The following is a 24,566-nucleotide window of genomic DNA, read 5'->3' as shown; positions in this document are numbered from 1 at the left end:
TATATTTATGCTGGAATAGTACCAACAACCACTCTTTTTGCTTTAGGTCGTTCGTCCAATTCCTGCTTACCCTTTAATTCTTCAATATTTCTACTTACACTCAGGATAATCCCTAATGCAATACTTGTAAATAAAATAGATGTCCCTCCCATACTGACCAATGGAAGCGGCACCCCTGTAACGGGCCCTAAACCTACTGCTACGGCCATATTTGCAAATGCCTGAATGGTCAAGCTAAATCCTAAACCCGCAGCCAAAAAAGCACCAAACGCTTTAGGGCTTAATGTTACGATGCGAATACACCTATACATCAATGCGAGGTATAGAAAAATCAATACAACTCCACCTATCGTCCCATACTCCTCGATAATGATGGCAAATATAAAATCTGAATAAGGGTGTGGCAGCACATTCCTTTGAATACTATTGCCCGGCCCCTTACCGAATACACCTCCAGTCGCTATTGCAATCTTCGCATTGTTTGCTTGGTAGTTTTTATCATCTTGAAAAGAAACAGGCATACCTTCCTGTCTATCTTTTTCTACCCCCATAAATGTTTTAACACGGCTATAATAAGTGGCACGTCTTGGTCCTACGGAAACAACGATAATCCCTAACAAAAACACACCAGCTGATACAATAGCAATCTGCTTAAAACTAATACGTCCGATCAAAAGCAACAATACACATACCCCAAACAACATAATTGCTGTAGACATATTCGCCCAAGCAATTAACACAAAGACACCACAAACAGCACCCATTATTGGAATAAATGACTTTTTTACATCTTTGATTTCCTCTTGCTTTCTTGAAAGCATACGAGCCAAAAAAGTAATCAACGCCAACTTTGCCAAATCGGAAGTTTGAAATGTTTGATTGATAACAGGTATGGTTACCCAACGACTTGCATCATTTACCTTACTACCAAAAATCAACGTATATAATAACAGTGGAACTGTTATCACCATTAATAATTTGGATATACCCGCATAGTACCGGTAATCCAGTTTATGCGATAAATACATCAAAACAAACCCTACAACAATTAATGAGAAGTGCTTGAACAAATACAACTCCGTTCCCTTTCCTTCTTTATAGGCCAATGTTCCTACAGAACTGTAAACCGCCAACAAAGACCACCCCGAGAGCAGGATCACAATAATCCAGATCCAACGATCGCCTTTTAATTTAGAAAGTAGCTGCTCTACCATAATTAATCCCTTTAGATTTATTTTAAAAACCTATTCTACTACAATTCCATAACCGCAGCTTTAAATTTATCACCACGATCTTCATAATTTTTAAACCAATCGAAACTTGCACAAGCTGGGGACAACAATACCGTATCTCCTTTTTGTGCTAAATGCGATGCCAACTGAACTGCATCATGCATAGAAGAACTGTTTACGATCAGATCCGTATCCTCTTCAAAAGCAGCATGAATAGCTGCATTATCTTTCCCAATACAGACAATTGCGCGTACTTTATTTTTCACTAGATCACGTAACATCTCATAATCATTGCCTTTATCTACTCCTCCCAACATCAAAACGATAGGCGTAGACACACTTTCCAGCGCATACCACACAGAATTGACATTTGTTGCTTTTGAATCATTGATATATTGAACACCTCCAATACATGCAACTTGCTCCAAACGGTGTGCAATATTGACATATGAACTCATACTTTCCTTCATAGCTTGATTCCTCAATTCTTGAACCTTGGCAATAAGGCCAGAAGCCATATTGTTGTACACATTGTGTTTCCCTGTCAAAGACAACTCTTCCGTTCTCATAGTAAATGTATCGCTATTAGGTATGTTAATTATAATATCTTTAATTGAAGACAAATACGCTCCAAATGCTACTTTTTGCTCCTGTGTAAAGGGTAAATGTGTCGCAGCGGTATGATGCCTTTTCAACCCTTCTGTTGTTTGTGGATCATCCAGACAATAAATGAAATAATCATTTTTCGTCTGATTTTGAATCATTCTAAATTTAGAATCCACATAATTCTCCACTTTATAATCATAGCGATCCAAATGATCAGCTGTAATATTCAAAATCACTGCGATGTCAGCTCTAAATTGATACATATCATCCAACATAAAACTTGAAATCTCCAGTACATAAACATCAAATTGCTCGCGCGCCACCTGCAATGCAAAACTTTTACCGATATTCCCAGCTAAACCGACATGTTTTCCGGCATGTTTCAGCATCTCGTACGTCAACATCGTTGTTGTGGATTTCCCATTTGATCCTGTGATGCAAATCAACTTTGCATCGGTATATTGTGCTGCAAATTCTATTTCTGCAATCACGGGAATTTGTTTTGCCTTCAAGGCAACAACAAGAGGAGCATGCTCCGGAATTCCAGGACTTTTAACAACAAGATCAGCTTGTAAAATATGATCTTCACTATGCTCACCCTCTTCATAAGAGATTTGCTCACCCTCTAATTGTGCTTTATACTGTTCAGTAATCATTCCTTTATCAGAAACAAAAACATCAAATCCTTTTTGCTTAGCTAAGATCGCAGTACCGACACCACTTTCACCTGCACCAAGAACAATTAGTTTTCCCGACTGTGGATAATATGTTGATGAAATGTTTGCCATGTCGATTATCTAATTTTTAAAGTTACGATGGTCAAAATGGCCAAAATAATTCCTACGATAACAAAACGGGTCACAATCTTAGCCTCATGGTAACCTTTCTTCTGAAAGTGATGATGCAAAGGAGACATTAAAAATATACGACGTCCTTCCCCATACTTTTTCTTTGTGTATTTGAAATAAGAAACCTGCAGAATTACAGAAACCAGCTCCAATAAGAAAACACCACATAAAATCGGAATCAACAACTCTTTACGAATCAATATTGCAAAAGCAGCGATAATCCCACCGATAGCCAAACTACCAGTATCACCCATAAATACTTGAGCAGGGTAAGTATTGTACCATAAAAATCCAACACAGGCACCAACAAAAGCACCTGCAAAAATCACAAGCTCTCCAGAATTAGGAATATACATGATATTCAAATAATCAGAAAAGATAACGTTACCAGATACATAGGCCAATATCGCCAAGGTAACACCAATGATTGCAGAAGTTTCCCGTTGCCAGACCATCAATACCATCTGTTATATTAGCGCCATTGGAAACGGCTGTTACGATAAAAACAACCACAACCAAGAAGACAATAAATGTTAAAATATCATTATGCAAACCAAACATCTTGAATACTTTAGCATAATCAAATTCATTATTCTTATAAAATGGAATGTTTGTTTTTGATGATTTTACATTCTCTGCATACGTCTTCTCGCCCGTACTTTGATTGATTACAACCTCAACTGGCTTAGTCGATGTGGGTGATGCTACATTTTGACGCACGACAATCTCTGGGTGAAAATACATCGTACAAGCAATGAAAATACCTAAACCTGTCTGACCTATTACTTTAAAACGTCCAGCCAAGCCATCCTTATTATGACGAAAAACCTTAATATAATCATCCAAAAAACCGACAGCTCCCATCCATAATGTGGAAACAATCATAATGATGACGTAAATATTGGTCAACTTAGCAAACAACAAAGTTGGAATCAAAATTCCAGCAATAATGATTAAGCCACCCATTGTTGGTGTACCCTGCTTCTTTTTCTCCCCCTCTAATCCTAAATCACGAATAGTCTCTCCCACTTGCTTATTCTGAAGCACCTGAATCAGTTTCCCTCCAAAAACAGTAGTAATGATCAATGAAGAAATCACTGCCATCGATGTTCTGAAAGAAATATACTGAAACAAACCAGCTCCTGGAATGTGCATGTATTCGTTTAACCATGTGAATAAATGGTACAACATATTATTATACTTCGTTAAATGTTAATTCTAAAATCTCTTTATCATCAAAATGCTGACGTACACCATTTATCTCTTGATATTTCTCATGTCCTTTTCCTGCGACCACAATGATATCCCCTGGTTTTGCCAATTGATAAGCAACACGAATTGCTTCTTTACGGTCTGCAATGGAAAGAACTTTACTTTTTTGTTCGGGAGCAACACCTGCTTCCATTTCTTTAATGATTACGAGCGGATCCTCCGTTCTCGGATTATCTGATGTAATAATCAATCGATTGCTATAGCGCAAAGCCGCTTGTGACATTTCCGGTCGCTTTGTTTTATCACGATCACCACCACAACCTAATACGGTAATGATCTGTTGATTCTGATTGCGCAATTTTTCAATAGTCTGCAATACATTTTCAACCGCATCAGGAGTATGTGCATAATCCACAATTCCAAAGACACCATTTGGCGCTTTCATGGTTTCAAACCGCCCTTCAGCACCTGTCAATACGCTCATCGCTGTTAACACCCGAACAGTTTCTTGTTCAAGCAAAATAGCTGCCCCATAGACCGCTAATAAGTTATAAGCATTAAAGCCTCCAACCAACTTCACCCATACATCATGACCGTCGATATTCAGCAACATACCATCGAAATGACTTTCCACTATTCTAGCACTAAAATCAGCACCTGAATGTAAACCATAAGTCTTTTTATATGCAAATGTGTTTTGCAACATCACTTGGCCATTTCGGTCATCTTCATTTGTAAGCGCAAAAGCAGCTGTATCTAAATCATCAAAGAACTTTTTCTTTGCCTTAATGTAACTATTGAATGTTTTATGAAAATCTAAATGATCATGTGTTATATTGGTGAAAATAGCACCCGTAAATTTTAACCCAGCTATTCGCTGCTGTACAACTGCATGCGAACTCACCTCCATAAAACAATAATCACAGCCTTCTTCCACCATTTCATGTAGCAAGTAATTCAATTGAATAGGATCTGGTGTTGTATGTGTTGCTGGAATGACACGGTCACCAATTTGATTTTGCACTGTTGATAACAAACCAACGTGATAGCCCAATTCTGTGAACAATTGAAATAATAAAGTTGCAACGGTTGTTTTACCATTAGTACCTGTAACCCCTACCAACTTCATTTTCTTCGACGGATTATCATAAAAATTAGCCGCAACTATTCCCAATGCAAGAGCAGAATCTGCTACGACAATATAAACTACCGAATCCAATGTCTCCACCGGCAATTCTTCTACGATAACCGCCCTGGCTCCAAATGCAATAGCTTTATCGATAAATAGATGTCCATCTGTGTGCACACCCCTAACTGCAATAAACAAACTACCCAATACAACTTGACGAGAATCAAAACAAAGCGATACTACCTCAACATCTAGCTGACCGACTACTTCCTGTACGGGAATAGCGTGTAATATGGTTTTTAAATTCTTCATCCTACTTCAATTCTATTGTTACTGCTGTACCAATTGGTAACTTTTGACTAGCAATCAAAGACTGCTTCATCACTTTTCCTTTTCCGATCACGCTTGTTTTAAATCCAGAATTTTCTAAAGCAAACAATGCATCGATCAATCCCATCCCCATAACGTTCGGCACTACACCTTCTTTTATTTGATATTCCACAAATGGAACCCCAAGAGTCGAACTTGTTGTGTCATTCTGTGCAATTGAATTCCAATTTACAATCTTCAAACCTAACTGCTCATATACCTTTTGAGTTGCTTCACGCGACCCTTTAAGTGTCAATGCCTTCGTGTTTAATGCCGAAGTATTCAGTTTTTTTCTATTAAAGGCACTATGCATATCCAAATCATTTGCATATACCATATCAGCCAACTCTTTAAACACAGGTCCTGCAGTAGATGCACCATAATATCCATTTCTTGGATTTCGAATCACTACGATAATCGAGTACTTCGGATCTTCAGCAGGAAAATATCCCGCGAAAGAAGATTGGTATTTACGGTTGCGATATCCCATCGCGCCATCCGCCATCTGTGCCGTTCCGGTTTTACCACCTGAGGTATACAAAGGATTCCGTAACGTTTTTCCAGTCCCCTGCTTCATTGTACCCTCCAACATTCCTCTAACTTGTCCTATTGCTTTATCTGAAGCAATTTTTTCATTGATAACGCGAGCTTCAAATGTTTCAATCGTATTCCCCAGATGTCTGATTTCCTTAACAAATAAGGGTGAAATCATTCTACCGTTATTTGCAACAGCATTATACAATGCCAGCATCTGCAATGGTGTCACCTTCAATTCATAGCCATAGGCCATTTGTACAAGTGACAAACCACTCCAACTTTTACTCTTTGGAGTTTTTATTAATGGAGCTCCCTCTCCTGTTATTTGTAATCCTAATTTTTGATCTAAACCAAAAGAATGCAGTTTAGCTGAAAATTTACCTGGATTATCTTTATAACTCTCATAAATCAGCTTCGTAATACCAACATTTGATGACTGCTCGAAAGCCTCCTGTGCACTCATCACCGATTTTTTAGGTGCATGTGAATCTTTAATCGTATGACGATAGATTGGCCAATTGCCATTTCCAACATTCACATGCGTGCTTGAGTCAATCAAACCATCATCGATAGCCGCTAGATAAGAAGCTAATTTAAACGTAGAAACCTGGCTCTGCACTTTGCGCAATTGCGATATTCATCTTTTCACGATAGACTCCATCTTTGTCTTTCGTGAAATTAGCTACAGCACGAACTTCCCCAGTCTTGACTTCCATCATCACCACACAACCCTCATCTGCATTACTTGCGATCATCTGCTTTTCTAAGGCTCTCTGCGCCATATCCTGCATATTGATATCAATAGTCGAAATAATATCAGCACCATCAACAGGAGCCACCTCAATATCTCGATTTACCGGAATCCAAACTCCTCCAGCTATTCTTTGCATCAATCGTTTACCGCTTTTTCCATCAATATATTCGCCGTACGCACCCTCTAAGCCTACATGAATGTTTTCTTTAACATTCTTATAACCTATTGTACGTGCAGCTAAATTCACAAATGGTAGAATACGCTTATTTTGACGCTCAGTAATCAAGCCTCCAGGATATCGTTCTTTACCCACCCGTACAGCTTTAAAAAGCGGAAAGCTTTTAAGAACCTTCAAATCTTGATGCGAAACAGCACGTTTAATCAAAACATAACGCTGTTTTTTATTTCTCGCCTGCTTCAATAATGTCAAATACTGCCTGGAAGATTTATCTTTAAAAAAACCAGACAACTTAATTGCTAAAGAGTCAACCTTCAGATTAAAATAATCATTTTCCTCTTCTGGAATCGCCATTGCATCGAAACGCAAATCATACTCCGGAACAGACGTAGCCAAAAGACTTCCGTCATTGGAATAGATATTTCCTCTTGCAGCCTCTACTTCACGCTCCTGAATAGACAAACTATCCGATAGAGCACGCCACTTATCACCATCAACGTATTGTAAATGAAAAAGCTTCGTAAACACAGCAATCGCCACAAGGACGATTAAACCGAAAGCAATATAAACACGAAATAGAATGGTAGTTCTGATATTCATAAACGTCTCCTATTTCTTTTTTTCTTTTACAATTTCAATCTTAATTGGTGGTTTCCACTCGCTCTTTCAAACCTAAAGAATCCACACGCTTTGCTATTTCTGTCTGGGTGGACATTTTCATGAGTTCAGCAGAGAGCGATTTATGATCCCAGCCCAACTCTTTGACTTCCCTACTCAATTTATCTATTTTACGTATCGTACGCTCAGCGTAATGCCTATTCGTAATATAAAGCAACATCAACAAGGTAACAAAACCAGCAAAAGGCAAGTAATTTACAATCGAGTAAATTGATAGATTTCCCGCAGTAAGCAACGTCCTCAAAAACTTTTGCGTTTCCTCAGCTTTCTCCTCAACTGCTTCTTGCAACTCCTCTTGAACCTCTTCGCTTAATTCTTGCTGTCTTATCGTATTCTTACCCATCCTGACAATCAATTAAAGCATTAAGCTATATCCAACTTTTCAGCAATGCGTAGTTTCGCACTACGCGATCTATTATTTTCCACCAACTCATTCTCATTTGCCGTAATTGCCTTACGACTAATAACTAGAAATGGTTTAATTTCATTTCCAAAAAAATCCTTTTCCACATCTCCTCTGAATTTACCCTTAGCCATAAAGTTCTTCACCAAACGATCTTCCAATGAATGATAGGACATTACCACTAAGCGCCCTTCAGGCTTTAAGACATCTACAGTTTGCAACAGAAACTCCTGCAGAGCCTCAAGCTCTCTGTTAACCTCAATACGCAAAGCCTGAAAAACCTGCGCATGATATTTATGTTCTTTCCCTCTGGGAACTAACTTTTTTATAGCATCTTTTAACTCTGAGACAGTATTAATGGGTGATGTTAACCGCGCAGTGACAATAGTTTTTGCTAATGTCTTCGCATTGATAATCTCCCCATACATCCCAAATATCCGATGAAGATCTTCTTCCGCATATGTCGCCAATACAGTTCGAGCATCCACATCAGAAATCTGATCCATCCGCATGTCCAAATCAGCATCAAAACGGATGGAGAAACCACGATCGGCAGCATCAAACTGATGAGAAGACACTCCTAAATCCGCTAAAATACCATCTACCTGTTTTACGCCATTTAAACGAAGGTTATTTTTTAGGAAACGAAAATTTTGATGAATCAAAGTAAATCTCGAATCATCAATTACATTATTCAAAGCGTCTGGATCCTGATCAAAAGCAAACAATCGACCTTCTGGTCCTAAGTGTTTTAAAATTTCTCTGGAGTGCCCTCCTCCCCCAAATGTCACATCCACATAAATGCCGTTTGGCTTTATCGCCAATGCATCCATGCATTCCCTCAACATAACTGGCACATGATAAACATTATCCATTTGCTAATCCTCCTAAATCAAAACCTCCCATAACCTGTTCAGCTAAAGCCGAGAAATCCTCTCCCAAATCACCATTCATAAAATCCTCGTACCCGTCTTTAGACCAAACTTCAATCTTATTAACCTGACAAGCCAAAACAACTTCTCCGGTTATACCTGAATATTCCAATAAGCTTTTTGGTAATAAAACCCGACCTGCCGCATCTAAACTCAACTCGGTTGCCCCTCTTGTGAAACTCCGAATAAACATTCGATTTTTCTCAACATATTGATTCAACTGAGCCAAACGAGCAGTTATCGCATTCCATTCCTCGCGCGTATAGATCACCAAATGCTTTTCAAATCCACGATTGATTACAAGCCCCTCGCGCTCAACATCAGGCAACTGCCTTTTGAGCGCTGCAGGCAACACCATTCTTCCTTTGGTGTCCATCTTGCATTCATATTCGCCAATTAAAAAACTCATTTTGTACGCATTGGTTTCAAATTCAATGTAAAAGTATACACTTTCACCCACTTTTACCCACTTTTACCCACAAAAAAGTTTTCCACATAGTGAAAGCGCTACATTTAAGCAAAAACAACCGCATTACAGAGACAACAAAAAGCTGAAAAATAGCTCCCAAATGTAGTTTTTGAACCGTTTTCAAAAACGGTTCACCACAAAAAAAAACTATCAAGAAATTACATTTTTTCGCTATAAATTGTTGAAAGTATAGGTGAAATATCAAATTATTTTAAAAAAATCATGATTTTATGAAATAAAAATTAGATTTTCTACCCTATTTCTTAGTAAATCACAAAATGTTAATAATCAACTTATACTTACAAAACAATGACGTTAAAAACGCGCCATTTATAGCAAAAAAACATCTAAAAGGGGAAACAGAAATAAGAAGAAAGATTGGCAAAGCAATCTTTCTTTAAAATGATTAAAAGTCAGATTTACACGTAGAGAAATACTTCATGCTCACCACAAAGTTGATGTTTCAAAAAAGACAAAAATTGAAGCTATAACGAGTCCCAACTACACTCGAACTTCCCATGTAAATCAGACCTTAGTGAACCTGTTTTAAAACAAAATATCAGGTGTATTTTACCTTAACAAAAAAATGGAAAGGTTAAGCTAAAAACAAATGAAACGAATCGCTATTCCATTCTCAACAATGCGTATTAACTTAATTGAAATGAATAGTTTAAAATTAAAAACGAGTAATTAAATACCATATAAACAATACAAAAATTTACGTTTCGAAATTTTATTTATAGCTCAAATGAAACGAACTAAAAAAAAACGATTGATCTTTCTTTCAATAAAACAAAATTGCCATTCGTTATTCTCCCGAAAAACAGATAATTTTGTATAAAATTATAATTAGAGTATGCATAGAACAAACACGTGCGGAGAATTAACAATAGCTGACTTAGGTAAAACGGTTTCACTAAGCGGTTGGGTTCAAAAATCACGCGATTTAGGCGGGATGACTTTCATAGATGTAAGAGATCGCTATGGCATTACACAATTAACATTTAATTCTGATGACGATGATTCTTTACGTGCTAGCGCTCGTGAACTAGGCCGTGAATACGTAATTAAGGTAACTGGAACTGTTATTGAACGTTCTAGCAAAAACTTAAAGATTCCAACTGGAGAAATTGAAATCAAGGTATCTTCTCTGGAAATATTAAATTCGTCTAAAACACCCCCATTTACTATCGAAGATGAAACAGATGGAGGAGAAGATATTAGAATGAAATTCAGATATTTAGATTTACGTCGTACACCTGTAAGAGAAAATTTAATATTACGTCATAAAACTGCGCAGGAAGTTCGTCGATTTCTTGATGAGCAAAATTTTATTGAAGTTGAAACTCCTGTTTTAATCAAATCTACACCAGAAGGTGCACGCGATTTTGTTGTCCCTTCACGTATGAATCCAGGAGAGTTTTATGCATTACCGCAATCTCCACAAACTTTCAAGCAATTATTGATGGTATCTGGTTTTGACCGTTATTTTCAAATTGTAAAATGTTTCCGTGATGAAGATTTGCGTGCTGACCGCCAACCAGAATTTACACAGATCGATTGCGAGATGTCATTTGTCGAACAAGAAGATGTATTAAATCTCTTCGAAGGTTTGGCAAAGCATATATTCAAAAAAATTAAAAATATTGACCTAGGAGAAGTACCGCGTATGACGTATGCCGATGCGATGCGCTTATATGGTTCTGATAAACCTGATATTCGTTTCGGCATGCAATTCGTAGAATTGAATGAGGTTGCAAAAGATAAAGGATTCCCAGTTTTTGACGCTGCTGAATTAGTCGTTGGCATCAACGCTGAGGGTTGTGCGCACTACACGCGTAAACAATTGGATGCATTAACTGATTATGTGAAGCGTCCTCAAGTTGGTGCAACGGGTCTGGTATATGCACGTTATAACGAAGACGGTACAGTTAAGTCTTCCGTAGACAAATTCTATTCCCCTGAGCAATTATTAGAATTCGCAAAATTACTACAAGCAAAACCTGGAGATCTATTCTTAATCATGGCAGGTCCGAAGGACAAAGTTCGTAAGCAATTAAATGAACTTCGCTTAGAAGTTGCCAATCAATTAGGTCTTCGCGATAAGAATAAATTTGCTCCACTTTGGGTATTGGATTTCCCATTGTTAGAATGGGACGAAGAATCGGAGCGTTATCATGCGATGCACCACCCGTTTACTTCACCAAAACCTGAAGATATAGCTTTATTGGATACTAATCCAGGTGAAGTGAGGGCCAATGCATATGATTTCGTCCTGAACGGAAACTGAAGTCGGCGGTGGCTCGATACGTATTCACGACCGTGAATTACAATCACTCATGTTTAAGCATTTGGGCTTTACACCAGAAGAAGCACAAAAACAATTCGGCTTCTTAATGGAAGCATTTACCTATGGCGCTCCTCCACATGGTGGACTGGCATTTGGATTTGATCGTTTGGTAGCTTTATTAGCAGGAATAGATTCTATTCGTGATGTCATCGCTTTCCCTAAAAACAATTCAGGTAGAGATGTGATGATTGATGCTCCTTCTACAATACATCAAAATCAATTGGATGAGTTGAGCTTAAATTTGAACTTAAAAATTAAATAAATTGATCGCATCATGCGAGAAATAATTTATAAGCGTTATCTTTAAAAGTTGGTAATTTATTACCAACTTTTTTTATAAAATTAAAAGAATTAGATGTCAGTAAGCTCTGCAGATAAATTTTTGAAAGAAAGTGCAACCAAATCTTTCGACAGTAAGCATCGCGATATTATCAATTATAATATCGACAAGTATAATATTGCTTTCGAAAAAGGGAAGAGTAAATTTGTGAATCTGGAGAACTCTCGTTTAGAAGCAAATCTAACAAAATGGAGAGCTATTGAACATTTAGATAAATATCTATTAGAGTTTGAAAGCAAATTCATAAAAAGAGGTGGAAAAGTGATATGGGCCAATGACGCTGAAGAGGCCCGTCATGAAATCTGGAAAATCATGGAACGAAATAATGCCAAAAGCATTATCAAATCCAAATCCATGGCTTCAGAAGAAATTGAACTGAATCATTTTTTAGAGGAAAAAGGAATTGAGGCTTTGGAAAGTGACCTTGGTGAATTTATCATTCAATTACTAGGTCAAAAACCTTATCACATCGTCACTCCAGCGATGCATTTGAGTCTAGCCGATATCGCCCAGTTATTTCACGATAAATTTGGAACACCACTTGAAGCTACTGCAGAAGAATTAACAATGAAAGCGCGCGAACTGTTGCGCGAAAAATATAAAACAGCTGATATAGGCATATCGGGAGCCAATTTTCTAATAGCAGATACTGGTAGTATTGCCATTACGGAAAACGAAGGTAATGCACGTTTAACAACAGCTTTTCCTAAAATTCATATTGCTATTGTTGGTATTGAGAAAATATTACCATCGATAAACGACCTTGATTTATTTTGGCCGTTGCTTTCCACTCATGGAACAGGACAAAATTTAACGGTTTATAACACCTTGCTAAGTGGTCCCAGACAAGCTTACGAGTCTGATGGTCCTGAAGAAATGTACGTAGTCCTATTAGACAATGGCCGCACCAATCTTTTAGCCCAAAAGGAACAACGACAAGGTTTATACTGCATTCGTTGCGGAGCATGCTTAAATGTATGCCCTATCTATCAAAATATTGGTGGGCACACCTATGAAACTACTTATCAAGGTCCTATTGGTTCTCTCATATCGCCACATCTTAGTGGAATGAAAGAATTTAAACACTTAAGCTACGCCTCTTCCCTTTGTGGTAAATGTACAGAGGTATGTCCTGTTGGTATTGACATTCAACGAATGCTATTGTTAAATAGAAGAGATGCTGTAGCGGAAGATTTAGCCCCGTCAATAGAGAAAAAAGCATGGAAAGGCTTTACGTACTTCATACAGAGAAGAAAGCTAATTGATTTATTCGGAGGTAAGTTGAAAAACTTTTTTATAAGTACATTCTTTAAAAAAATATGGGGCAAAAACAGACAGCTGCCAAAACTAGCCGACAAATCTTTCTCTAAACAATGGAAAGAGCAACAAAAGAATAAAGATTAACAAAAATGTAGCAATTGGTTTGAAATCAATTGCTATTTTTCTTGTTAGCTTAGCGCCATCAATAAAAACCTCACTTATTTATGGATTCACAAACAAAAAGAACTTACATTCCCTGGATTGATTTTTTAAGAATTTTCGCTTGCTTTTTAGTCGTATTATGTCACAGTTGTGATGCTTTTGTAGCGTCATTTGACAATAGTATTTCGTTTCATACTGCGGTGTTTATAGGAAGTCTCGTTAGGCCTTGTGTACCACTTTTTGCGATGATGTCTGGCATCTTATTGTTCCCTGTCAAGACAGATCTGGCCACATTTTATAAAAAACGTATTGGACGCATCATTATTCCATTATTATTTTGGTCCATAGCCCTTCCCATAGCATTCGCCCTTTATGCCTATTTTATCAAATCGAGTCCAAATGGGCTAATATCAATTGAAAAATATACTGTAGAGGGTACGCTAACTAAGATAATCACTTCTATTTTCAATTTTAATTATGACACGACTCCGCTATGGTATATTTATATGCTCATAGGTATCTACTTAATCATTCCCATTTTTGGTTCTTGGTTAGATCGTGCCTCAAAAAAAGATATTCAAATCTTTTTGAGTTTTTGGATCATAACCTTGATCTTACCCTACATTAAAATGGCTGCACCTTTACTCGGTTATACAGGTAATTATGGCGATACAGGAATCTGGGGTGTATGTACATGGAATGAATTTGGGACATTTTATTATTTCTCAGGTTTCATTGGTTACATTGTCCTTGCCTATTATTTAGTCAAATTCCCTTTAACTTGGTCTTGGAACAAAACATTAGCGATTTCAATACCGGTATTTCTAGTCGGATTTGCCATCACTTTTTCTGGTTTTTTAATTACTCAAAAGTTCTATCCTGCTAATTATGCTAATTTGGAAATTGTATGGTATTTCTGTTCTATTAATGTTGCCATGATGACTTTTTCGGTCTTTATTATTTTTCAAAAACTAAAAATTAAAGAATCAAAAGCGCTCAAGGATTGGTCACTCACCACCTTCGGTATATTCCTGTCTCACTTTATAATTGTACAAGGAATATCAGATCTATTTTTCAAAGTACCTTACCTGCCAGCAGGTGTAAAAATAGTATTGATTTCGATCATTAGTTTTGTATTAAGTTATTTGGTTACTAAAATATTTGATATGAATCCAATAACTAGAAGGTTTATTAAATAACAAAAAGGTCCGTTCTTACGAGCGGACCTTTCTGAAAAAAAATTAACACAAAACCTTAAAACACATTAACTATTCTTTACCAAAGTTTCTTTACTAACTTCTATATTACCTTTCCCCTCTTTATGATTTCTTTCTATACGATCACGACGCACGGGACGATCACCTGATTTACGCATACGATGCTGTTTACGATTTTCCGCAAATGACTCTTTATACACTTTTTGTTGCTCAGGATTCAAACTTTGAATCAACTTTTCACGTTGCGTCATGCGATCTTTTTTCATTTGTTCCATCGCGACTCGACGATCGGCAAAGTTCTTTTTATCTTTTTTAGCCTGATCCAACTGCAATGAATAAATTTCCTTACGCTGCTTATCTGTAAATTTTAATTTTTTATCCATCCGATCAGTACGGATTTGCGCAATCTCTTCTGCTGTCTTTTTTTCTAACTTAAATTCTTTTTTCGTAGCATGACGGCCATCACGGCTTACATTTTCCTTCGCATTACTTTTTTCTTGTGCAACACCAGCAAATATAACTCCAGATAGCAACAAGCTTAACATTAACTTTTTCATGATATTTCTCTTTTAATACAATTCACATATTTTTGTCTGCGCAATTATGAACACATACTTTTGCAGACATGTGTTAGTAAGATGTTGAAAACTGTCTAAAGTTTAAATCGCTCACTGTTAAATAAAGTTAAACCCGAAAAGCGACATGTCTATTGTGAAACTGTATTCAAACGAATAGGCAATGTATAGGCTACTCGAACGGGTCTTCCATTTTGAATACCGGGCCTCCATTTCTTCGCTTTAAGCAATAATTCGATAGCAGCTTTTCCTGTATCATAGGAGATATCTCTTTTAACCAAAATATCCGTCAGTGTCCCATCCTTTTCTACCACAAAAGAAACTTCAACCACCCCATTCACACCATGCTGTAAAGCTGCTTCAGGATATTGGTAATACTCACCCACCCATTTCATAAAAGCTTGCATCCCTCCATGTGGAGTTGGCATTACTTCTACAGTTTTAAAATCATTAACAACATCCGAATTTCCATATACTGCCCCTTCTTTGACACCTGTAATACCGCCATCGCGTTTTACAGAGCCAAACTCACCCCTAGGTATAGAAGTGCCCGTGGCGCTTGCTTTCAAACTCAAACGTGCCGACATCCTGTTCGTTTTAGTCAATTCATCTTGCGTTGCAATATCTTCTGTAACTCGATCTCTATGCGTCACTTTCGGTTCTACGAAACGTATCAATTCCTCTTTTGGTAAATCTACAGCAATCTGCAAAGAGGTTTTTTCTTGAACAGGAACAGGTTCTTCTACTTGCTTTTCCTTCACTTTTTCTTCCATTTCATACAAAGTGCTAAGATCAACAACAATTTCTCTTTGCTGAACAACTGGCACATCAGGTTTGAAATATCGATTATAAATACTGTTGCCCACCACACCTAAAGCAACCAAACTCAAGACAATCACAATAGACCAATTCGTAGCCCTATTCGATAAATTTCGTAATTCAAAAGCGCCGTAAGATTGATTACGCCCTGCAAAGACAACCTCTAACCATTCTCTTTTATAAATATTCAATTTCGAATTTAGCATAGCTTTAAAAATTAAGTTTACATTTTAAACTAGGATGCACAGTTAATAAAATTCCATAAAAAAGAAAATTTTACTTTCACGATATTTACCGTATTTTTAAAATACAGAATAGAAAAACATACAAGAACAAGGATGAGAACAACCTTAAAAATATGGCTATCATTTAGCATACTGAGCACAATATTAACAAGTTGCATGCAAGAAAAAATAAAAGAAAGCAGTCAAGAAAAAAAAGATAGTACCAAAGACCTAATAATCTTTTCTTTTTTAAATGAGAAAAAAGATTCTTTAGTCAGCTTGCCAGTAGAGAATGAGAAAATAAATCCCAAACTCGCAACATATGCCATCATCAATAATAAAATGACTCCAATTATTTATTCAGCAACAAAACCTGAAAGTGAAGCCTCTAATGGACGTCAAACGAGTTTCAATTTCTCAAACAATGGTGGCGATTTTTTCATTATAAAAGAAAAAATAAATGAGGGGGATTTTGCACTATTAGTGAATCAAAAATTCATTGATGACAACAAATTTTTACCTTTCAAAAAGACCGAAAAAGAGACCAGTCATCAGACAAAAACTACATTATCAAATAAATATAATCGACATATAACAAAAAGCCTAACGATAGCAGAACTGAATAATCAAGATGAAATAAACTTAACGCTTTTTGAAGTTAAAAATGATTCCGCACTCGCTGTACTATCGTATCTACACAATAATCAAATCATCACATTAGATTTTCCTGCAAAATACGATGAAATGAGCACCTGGCGTGTAGATGACGGTGGAATATTCGACTTCGAAAATCTACAAGTATTATCTATTTTTCAATCCGGTAAATCCATCAAAATAGCAACCGTATTTTGGGGAGCTGAGGGCTACAATTTGAACTTTTATGAATCAACTGCCGGAGTTTTTAAAAGTATCGCTGAAGCATACGGTTATAGTGCTCCTCAATAAAATAAAAAAAGACTAGCTGTTTGGGGGTATTGCTGTTTAACTAGTCTTTTTTTACGGTCAAGATCAACGGACTACATATGCATACGTGCCAATGGCCCTACATCCTGTCCGACGAAATCTTTGATTACATATTTCTGATATCCGGCAATAGCAATCATTGCCGCATTATCTGTACAATACTCAAACTTAGGGATAAATACATTCCAATGATAACGCTCCCCCATTGCAACCAATTCTTTACGCAAACCTGAGTTTGCAGAGACTCCTCCAGCAATAGCAATATCTTTGACACCGGTTTCCTTTGCAGCCTTTTTCAACTTATTAAGCAATATCGATACAATACGAGATTGAACAGATGCACACACATCATCAATATGATTTTTTAAAAAATCAGAATCTGACTTTTCTTCCTTTTGCACCATATAAAGAATTGCAGTCTTCAGCCCCGAAAAGCTAAAATCTAAACCCTGTATTTGGGGTTCTGGGAGTTTGTAAGCATCCGGGTTTCCATTTTGAGCATGCTTATCGATCAATGGTCCGCCAGGATATGGCAAATTTAAAATCTTTGCTGTTTTATCAAATGCCTCTCCAGCCGCATCATCTAAAGTTTGTCCCAAAATTTCCATTTCAAAATAATCCTTTACCAATACGATTTGTGTGTGTCCACCAGATACCGTAAGACATAAAAAAGGGAAAGTAGGCTTAGGTCCTTCAATAAAATGTGCTAATATATGAGCTTGCATATGATTTACATCAATCAATGGGATATTACGAGCTAAAGCAAAAGACTTTGCAAATGAAGTTCCAACCAATAAAGCACCTAATAATCCTGGGCCGCGCGTAAAAGCTACTGCATCTATTTGATTTTTATGTATTTTTGCAACACGAATGGCTTCTTCAACCGTTGGTATAATATTTTGTTGGTGCGCACGTGATGCTAATTCTGGAACTACACCTCCATATTTTGCATGAATCGCCTGAGTAGCAATAACATTGGAAAATATTTCTCCATCGATACAAATTGAAGCAGATGTTTCATCGCAAGATGATTCAATACCTAAAATAACAGCCATAGCTTTGGGGTAATTAATATTGTACAAAAGTATCAAAAAAATAATTAAAATAGCACTCATTACATTGGTTAGCATACTCCTTTTGCTAGCTGGATTGGTGCTATCGTTACAATTGAAACCCGTTCAGAACTTTATTGCCAAAAAAGCGGTATCCTATCTCTCTAAAGAGTTAAACACAAAAATTGCGCTAAAAAATATTTATTTCAAGCCTTTCCATTCTTTGATTTTAGAAGGATTTGAATTATATGATACCAAAGGTGATACGATTTTAATCGCTGAAAGATTAAATGCGTCTATCAATCTAAATCAGTATTGGGGAAACAATAAAATTGTTATCAATAAATTGACCTTAGAAAATACATCAGCTTATTATCAAGTATACAAAGATAGTTCAAACATTAAGTTCTTATTAGATTATCTAAACCCTCCTAAAAAGGATAAAAAACAGGTGAGTAAAAATCTGATTTTTGACTTAAAACAGTTGAAATTAGTAAACAATCAATTTCGCTATATTGATCATACGAAGAAGCATTATGCTAAAGTAGTTGATTTCGGAGACCTAGATATTAAACATCTCAATGCAGATTTTCAAGGAATAAAATTTGATAATAATACAATCCAACTTGATATAAAACAACTTAATTTAATCGAAAAAAAAGGGCTAGAAATAAAAGGTCTAGCTACCAATGCTTTTGTAAGCAATCGCAAAATCGAATTAAAAAAATTATTACTGATTACGAATAGTTCTATTATAAAAGATTATGTTAAGCTAGAGTTCAATGGTTTTGAGGATTTCTCAGATTTTAACAATCGTGTTGATGTTGATTTAAATATTAAAAATTCAGTTCTAAATTCATCAGATATTGCCTTTTTTTCTTCCGCAATGCATCGCGTAAAATTTGATTTAAAAATAAAAAAAGCAACTGCAAAAGGTAAAGTAAATCACATAGATGCAAAAAATATTCACATTGAGACCGAAAAATCAACGAAATTAATTGGAAATGTTAAAATAACAGGTCTTCCAGATATCGAGCAAACAGAATTCAAGTTATCTAACCTCAAACTTGAGTCTACGTATAAAGACTTACAAAACATTCTCCCTAAGCTTAGTAATCGAAAAGATTTTAAACTTCCTGAACTTCTAAAAAGTGCAAATACAATCATATACAACGGAAGTTTGAACGGCTTATATAATAACTTCAAAATTCATGGAGAAGTAAAAACTGATTTAGGTTCAATTTATACCGAGTCATCCTTAAACTTTCAGAATGATTTTCAATATGATGGGCTATATCAGTCAAAAGCTTTTAGCATAGGCACACTATTGGACAATCAGGTTTTAAAAACAAGTGGTTTTGATCTTAATCTAAAAGGTAGTGGCACCAGCTCCGACAATTTGTTGTTAGCGATTGATGGTCATTTAGAAAATGTAGACTTCAAGAATTATACCTATCAGCACATTCCATTGACAGGTAAAATTGTTGATAAAAAATTTATAGGCTCAGGAGCAATTGAAGATCCAAATGCTAAAATTGATTTTCAAACTGAGGTAGACTGGTCAAATCCAGCTATTCGATATAACCTTACCGCGGATATTAATGATACTGATTTATACGCACTTCATTTCTCACAACAAAACGGTATCATTGTGCATAGCACAACAATCGAGACTAACTTAATGGGAAGCAATATCAATAACCTAGTCGGAGAAACTACAGGCAAATAATATTAACTTCAGCACACAAAAAGGAAATTTTGATATCAACACATTTTCATTCGAAGCTATCGGAGATGAAAATAACAGAGTACTAACCCTTTCTTCTGATGTCGTCGACGCTTCTCTAAATGGTCGAATCGATTTAAATACCATAGTATCTTACTTCAAGATGCTTGCTATGCGCTATGCCCCAGCAATCGGTTTTGAAACAAAAACATACAATACGCAAAATTTTGAACTTAACCTTGACATCAAGTCATTTGAACCCATAGCCACTTTTTTTAAAAAAGAAATTAGCTTAGATAGTGGTGCAACACTTCATGCGAAATTTTCAAGTGATGATCATCATGCACAATTCAACTTGTATAGCCCCATCTTTAATTATAGTGGCATTAAGGTGGCAAACCTAATTGTTGATCAAATTTCGAATACGGAATCTATGTCAGTCTCTGCCTCAGCGGACCGTATTAATCTCACTGATAGCACCTATATTAAGAATATAAACATTGCTAATATTCTTGCTAACGATAGTCTAAGGTTTAACATCAAATTATCAGAACTAGATGCTAGCAATAATTTAGATCTCAACGGAGTAATTCAATTTGCCCATCAGAAACCTGCATTTATTAACTTCGACCCGTCAACCATTATAATAAATAAGAATAAATGGACATTAAACCAGGGCTCAGAATTAAAAGTTTCAAAAGGAAAATGGTATATTCAAGATTTAGTATTAAAACACGATGAACAAAAAGTACAGCTTAATGGGGTGTTATCGAATGAAGAAAGCGATCGCGTAAATATTTTATTCAAAGATTTTAACCTCAGTTCATTAAATGGTATTACAAAACCACTTGGCATCAATATGCTCGGTGAAATGAATGGAAACTTAGAGATTAATTCCATTTTCAAATCACCCTATTTTATTGCAAATTTATCTACGAGCCCAATAATTTATAATCAAATCCCCATTGGTCAGTTAAAATTAACAGCAAATTATGATCAGAATGCAGATCTCGTTCATCTAGATAGCAAAATTGAAGATGGAAGTAAACGTATTGCACTATCTGGCACATACAACATCAATGACAAAAATGATAAATTAGATCTTAAGGCTGCACTACAAAATACGGACCTGATTCTTTTTCAACCATTTCTTAAATCTTTGGTATCAAATCTCCATGGAAAAGCGGATGCTGAACTAAATATCAAAGGAGATATACAAAACCCCAAAATTAGCGGAAATGCTAATTTTACAGACGCAGCATTTATCATCAACTATTTAAAAACACCTTATCACCTATCAGATAAGGTGATTATACTTTCCAATGGGATTTTCCTAAATAACTTTAAACTCCTTGATCCAAAAGATAATGAGGCCATCATCAATGGCATGATCGATTTGAATAAACTATCTGACCCTAATATTGATATCAAAATTAAAGCAAATAATTTTTTAACACTTAATACCACAATTAAAGATAACAACCTCTATTATGGAACAGCATATGCCAGTGGTGATTTCAATTTCAAAGGAGTAACTTCAGCTATCAATATTGATATCAAAGCTAAATCGAACGATAATACCATTATAAATATTCCATTCAATAGTTCAATGACCATTAGTGATAATGATTTCATTTATTTTGTTTCGAAAGATAGTCTGAATAGCACTGATCAAATGAAAAGGAAAAGTTTCAATGGTATTACTATGAATATGGATCTTTCCCTCACTCCTAATGCCGAAATGAACCTCTACACATCTCTAGGGGGTGTATCGGGTCGTGGGACAGGTAACATTACCATGAAGATCGCTTCTTTAGGTGATTTTGGAATGTTTGGAGATTATATCATTAGTTCTGGAAAATTCAATTTTAAAGCCCAAGATTATATCAACAAAATATTTGATCTTAAAGAAGGAGGTACCATTCGCTGGGCGGGCAACCCATCTGAAGCGAATATTAACTTAACGGCAATTTACCAACAGAGGACTTCTTTATCTGCTTTGTATAATGCCGCTGGACAAACAGACAATCCACAACGTATATTAGCGCAGGCAGATATGAATTTAAAAGGGTTATTAAGCCAACCTGAAATCAATTTTGATTTAAACTTCCCTCAGGATCCGTATGTTAAGGATGAATTACAAGGATATCTTTCCGATGTAAATAATATCAACCAACAAGCGCTGAGTTTAATCGTCAGACGCAGTTTTACACCAGGTTCACAGACTGATTTTGGAAAAGAGGTGAATAATACATTATTATCTGCCGGTACCGAAATAGCCTTCAATCAATTGAATAATATCATTGCTGAATCATTAAACATTAACTTTTTCGACATCAATATCAAGTCTTTAAACGATGCCTCAGCATCCCTTAGACTTTTCAACGATCGCTTAATTCTTACTGGAGGAATCACCGATAACAGAAGTAATCAATTGACAGATTTAAATGTATTCTCAGATCGTGTTTCCACCGATGCAGAAGCCCTATTCTACCTTAGAAAGGACGGTCGCTTGTTATTAAGAGGTTCAAACCGCCTCAATACACGAAATTTTCTTATTAACCCTAATGGTGAGGAATATGTAAGCGCAGTAGGATTAGTCTACCGTCAAGAATTTAATTCATTTTCTGAATTTATAAAACGTATGTTTCCTTTCGGAAAAAAGAAAAAAGCTGTCCAACAATAAGCTTATAAATACACTGAAAGCATATCTACATAATTAAAGAACACTGTAATTCTAAAAGCTTCTTGAACAGCTAATTCAAAACCTACAAGTAGCTGCTTATAGCATATCTACCCTTCTGTATACAAAAAACAAAGAGAACAACAGGACAGATCACAAATAAAAAAAGCCCTTCCAATTAAGGAAAGGCTTTCTATAAAGTTAGAAGGAATTAGCTTATGCTAATTTTTCGAATGCTGTGTATTCAATCTCTTCCTTGTTAATTTTAATTTGACCTTTTAAGAATTCAAACACTTTAAGTGCTTTTGCTTCTTCGAACAAACGGTTACCCTGCTCTTTATCTTGCAATAATTGAATAGCATATTGTGATAATTGCTCATCAGTAGGCTCTTCATTGATATTATACATTTTAATTTGTGCGTAGATACGCTCTTTTGCCAAGTTGATTACCTCATCATACTTAACTTCAAGATTATTCTCAGTTACGACACGGTTTTCGATAATAGTCCATTTCAAGTTATTCAAGAAATCAGCAAAACCTTCGGTCAATTCCTCTTCAGAAATACTTGGGTTTGTAGCTTTTAACCATCTTTTCAAGAATTCTTCAGGGAAAGAAACAGCAACTTTTTCCATACCGAAAGTATACATATCATTACGTAAACGTTGGTCAGAATTTTGTTTGAACAAGTTTTCAACTTCTTCTTTTACTTTTTCTCTGAACTGAGACTCTTCTGTTACTTCTCCTTCAGCAAACAATTTATTGAAAAATTCCTGATTTAAATCAGACTCTTCAAGACGATTGATGTTTTTTACTGTAAGATCGAATTTAGTAACATCTAGAGCTTCAACTTCTTCAGGAGTAATACCTAATAAGCGAGCAATGTCTTCTGCTTTGAATGCTTTTTTGATATCAATTTTAACTGAATCATCTTGTTTAAGACCTATCAAAGATTTTTTAATCTTTGCATCTTCGATAATATCAGTACGCACAGAAGTTGTTTTCTCAATACCTTCTTCTTTATCTTGTTTCAAAGTAGCATATAACACATCACCTTCTTCAGAAACTTCAGGGTTGGTCATTTTACCATAGCTACGACGTAAATTTTTGATACGAGACTCCAAAGTTTCGTCATCCGCTTTAATATCGTACTCTTTAAATTCTGCATCTTTAGTAAAAGGATTAGCAAATTCTGGAGCTAAACCAATTTCATATTTGAACTGGAAAGTATCTTTATAATCCCAATTGTATTCAGCTGTCTCTTCTAGAGGAAGAGGTTGACCCAATACTTCTAGTTTATTTTCTCCAATATACGCTGTAATGCTATCATTAACCACTTTGTTGACTGTGTCAAGCAAAATTGATTTACCATAAGTACGTCTAATATGTGCAGCAGGCACTAATCCAGGACGGAATCCAGGTAATTTCGCTTTTTTGGCTTGATCCTTGATTTCTTTGTCTACTTGTGGGTTATAATCTTCTGGCGCTAATTCAACTTTAATTACTGCGTTGATCGCGTCAACTTTTTCGTGTGAAATGTTCATACTCTTTCTAAACCTTTACGCATTATTTTGATAAAAAAAATCCTCCCGAGGATTTTAAATTCGGGAGGACATTCAAGTGCGGAAGAAGGGACTCGAACCCCCACGTCTTGCGACGCCAGATCCTAAGTCTGGTGCGGCTACCAATTACGCCACTTCCGCATTAGGATTTCTTGTTGGCACAAAGATAGAAACCATATGCATACAATGCAAGTCTTTTCTCAATAAATTTTCATTATTTTTTGATTTATTTTTCCGGTCAAAAAATAAATTTGCATAATTCATTCTTATTCATTTACTTTGAAAAAC

The 24,566-nt window shown here is 35.9% G+C and carries 17 protein-coding genes, 1 tRNA gene and 2 pseudogenes; 6 read left to right on the top strand and 14 right to left on the bottom strand.

What is annotated here, in order from left to right; genetic code table 11:
- Positions 1-5 precede the first annotated feature (5 nt).
- The 9 genes and pseudogenes from ACFX5U_RS03095 to mraZ all read right to left on the bottom strand — a co-directional run bounded on the left by ACFX5U_RS03095 (position 6) and on the right by mraZ (position 9,287).
- The gene (locus ACFX5U_RS03095; RefSeq protein WP_038696159.1) at positions 6-1,214 is read right to left on the bottom strand and encodes an FtsW/RodA/SpoVE family cell cycle protein; all 1,209 of its coding nucleotides are present in this window, start codon (positions 1,212-1,214) and stop codon (positions 6-8) included.
- Positions 1,215-1,252: 38 nt separating this feature from the next.
- The gene (gene murD / locus ACFX5U_RS03090; protein WP_038696157.1) at positions 1,253-2,626 is read right to left on the bottom strand and encodes a UDP-N-acetylmuramoyl-L-alanine--D-glutamate ligase; all 1,374 of its coding nucleotides are present in this window, start codon (positions 2,624-2,626) and stop codon (positions 1,253-1,255) included.
- A 5-nt stretch (positions 2,627-2,631) separates the two neighbouring features.
- Positions 2,632-3,877, bottom strand: a pseudogene (mraY, locus tag ACFX5U_RS03085) (phospho-N-acetylmuramoyl-pentapeptide-transferase).
- 4 nt (positions 3,878-3,881) lie between these two features.
- Complete coding sequence (locus ACFX5U_RS03080) at positions 3,882-5,339, bottom strand: UDP-N-acetylmuramoyl-L-alanyl-D-glutamate--2,6-diaminopimelate ligase (RefSeq protein ID WP_038696153.1); 1,458 nt, start codon at positions 5,337-5,339, stop codon at positions 3,882-3,884.
- Position 5,340: 1 nt separating this feature from the next.
- A complete protein-coding gene (locus ACFX5U_RS03075; RefSeq protein ID WP_400262467.1) occupies positions 5,341-6,552 on the bottom strand; it encodes a penicillin-binding transpeptidase domain-containing protein in 1,212 nt (403 codons plus the stop codon).
- A complete protein-coding gene (locus tag ACFX5U_RS03070) occupies positions 6,527-7,465 on the bottom strand; it encodes a hypothetical protein (RefSeq protein WP_400262466.1) in 939 nt (312 codons plus the stop codon). The genes ACFX5U_RS03075 and ACFX5U_RS03070 overlap by 26 nt, the downstream gene beginning before the upstream one ends.
- Positions 7,466-7,505: 40 nt before the next feature.
- Positions 7,506-7,886, bottom strand: a complete 381-nt coding sequence (locus tag ACFX5U_RS03065; protein WP_400262465.1) for an FtsL-like putative cell division protein — start codon at positions 7,884-7,886, stop codon at positions 7,506-7,508.
- Between the two features lie 20 nt (positions 7,887-7,906).
- The gene (gene rsmH / locus ACFX5U_RS03060) at positions 7,907-8,821 is read right to left on the bottom strand and encodes a 16S rRNA (cytosine(1402)-N(4))-methyltransferase RsmH (RefSeq protein ID WP_400262464.1); all 915 of its coding nucleotides are present in this window, start codon (positions 8,819-8,821) and stop codon (positions 7,907-7,909) included.
- A complete protein-coding gene (mraZ, locus tag ACFX5U_RS03055) occupies positions 8,814-9,287 on the bottom strand; it encodes a division/cell wall cluster transcriptional repressor MraZ (RefSeq protein WP_038702129.1) in 474 nt (157 codons plus the stop codon). The genes rsmH and mraZ overlap by 8 nt, the downstream gene beginning before the upstream one ends.
- Before the next feature lie 916 nt (positions 9,288-10,203).
- On the opposite strand from mraZ, the pseudogene aspS reads away from it, so the two are divergent.
- The 3 genes and pseudogenes from aspS (at position 10,204) to ACFX5U_RS03040 (ending at position 14,658) form a co-directional block, all read left to right on the top strand.
- A pseudogene (gene aspS, locus ACFX5U_RS03050) lies at positions 10,204-11,959 on the top strand (aspartate--tRNA ligase).
- Positions 11,960-12,052: 93 nt separating this feature from the next.
- Positions 12,053-13,441 carry a LutB/LldF family L-lactate oxidation iron-sulfur protein gene (locus ACFX5U_RS03045; RefSeq protein WP_280570520.1) on the top strand — a complete coding sequence of 463 codons (1,389 nt, stop codon included), beginning with the start codon at positions 12,053-12,055 and terminating at the stop codon, positions 13,439-13,441.
- 80 nt (positions 13,442-13,521) lie between these two features.
- Positions 13,522-14,658 carry an acyltransferase gene (locus ACFX5U_RS03040; protein ID WP_280570522.1) on the top strand — a complete coding sequence of 379 codons (1,137 nt, stop codon included), beginning with the start codon at positions 13,522-13,524 and terminating at the stop codon, positions 14,656-14,658.
- Positions 14,659-14,723: 65 nt separating this feature from the next.
- Here the strand turns inward: ACFX5U_RS03040 and ACFX5U_RS03035 are convergent, their stop codons facing one another.
- Complete coding sequence (locus ACFX5U_RS03035; RefSeq protein ID WP_400262463.1) at positions 14,724-15,233, bottom strand: hypothetical protein; 510 nt, start codon at positions 15,231-15,233, stop codon at positions 14,724-14,726.
- A 149-nt stretch (positions 15,234-15,382) separates the two neighbouring features.
- Positions 15,383-16,276: an energy transducer TonB gene (locus ACFX5U_RS03030; RefSeq protein WP_400262462.1), complete on the bottom strand. Its 894-nt coding sequence runs from the start codon at positions 16,274-16,276 to the stop codon at positions 15,383-15,385.
- Positions 16,277-16,471: 195 nt separating this feature from the next.
- Between ACFX5U_RS03030 and ACFX5U_RS03025 the strand changes: the two genes are divergently transcribed.
- On the top strand, positions 16,472-17,239 hold the full coding sequence (locus ACFX5U_RS03025; RefSeq protein ID WP_400262461.1) for a hypothetical protein: 768 nt from the start codon (positions 16,472-16,474) through the stop codon (positions 17,237-17,239).
- Positions 17,240-17,310: 71 nt separating this feature from the next.
- On the opposite strand, the gene tsaD is transcribed toward ACFX5U_RS03025, so the two are convergent.
- Positions 17,311-18,312, bottom strand: a complete 1,002-nt coding sequence (tsaD, locus tag ACFX5U_RS03020; RefSeq protein WP_038702128.1) for a tRNA (adenosine(37)-N6)-threonylcarbamoyltransferase complex transferase subunit TsaD — start codon at positions 18,310-18,312, stop codon at positions 17,311-17,313.
- Positions 18,313-18,331: 19 nt separating this feature from the next.
- Between tsaD and ACFX5U_RS03015 the strand changes: the two genes are divergently transcribed.
- The gene (locus ACFX5U_RS03015) at positions 18,332-20,038 is read left to right on the top strand and encodes a hypothetical protein (RefSeq protein ID WP_400262460.1); all 1,707 of its coding nucleotides are present in this window, start codon (positions 18,332-18,334) and stop codon (positions 20,036-20,038) included.
- A 169-nt stretch (positions 20,039-20,207) separates the two neighbouring features.
- Positions 20,208-22,721, top strand: a complete 2,514-nt coding sequence (locus ACFX5U_RS03010) for a translocation/assembly module TamB domain-containing protein (RefSeq protein ID WP_400262459.1) — start codon at positions 20,208-20,210, stop codon at positions 22,719-22,721.
- A gap of 213 nt (positions 22,722-22,934) precedes the next feature.
- On the opposite strand, the gene ACFX5U_RS03005 is transcribed toward ACFX5U_RS03010, so the two are convergent.
- The gene (locus ACFX5U_RS03005; RefSeq protein WP_038696132.1) at positions 22,935-24,260 is read right to left on the bottom strand and encodes a trigger factor; all 1,326 of its coding nucleotides are present in this window, start codon (positions 24,258-24,260) and stop codon (positions 22,935-22,937) included.
- Between the two features lie 77 nt (positions 24,261-24,337).
- Positions 24,338-24,419: transfer RNA gene (locus ACFX5U_RS03000), tRNA-Leu, on the bottom strand.
- Positions 24,420-24,566 lie beyond the last annotated feature (147 nt).

Origin of the sequence: Sphingobacterium sp. SG20118, from assembly GCF_044740685.1 — a bacterium.
Lineage (GTDB): Bacteria > Bacteroidota > Bacteroidia > Sphingobacteriales > Sphingobacteriaceae > Sphingobacterium.
The sequence above is the reverse complement of the archived record's forward strand: the minus strand, read 5'-3'. Positions and strand labels throughout refer to the sequence as shown.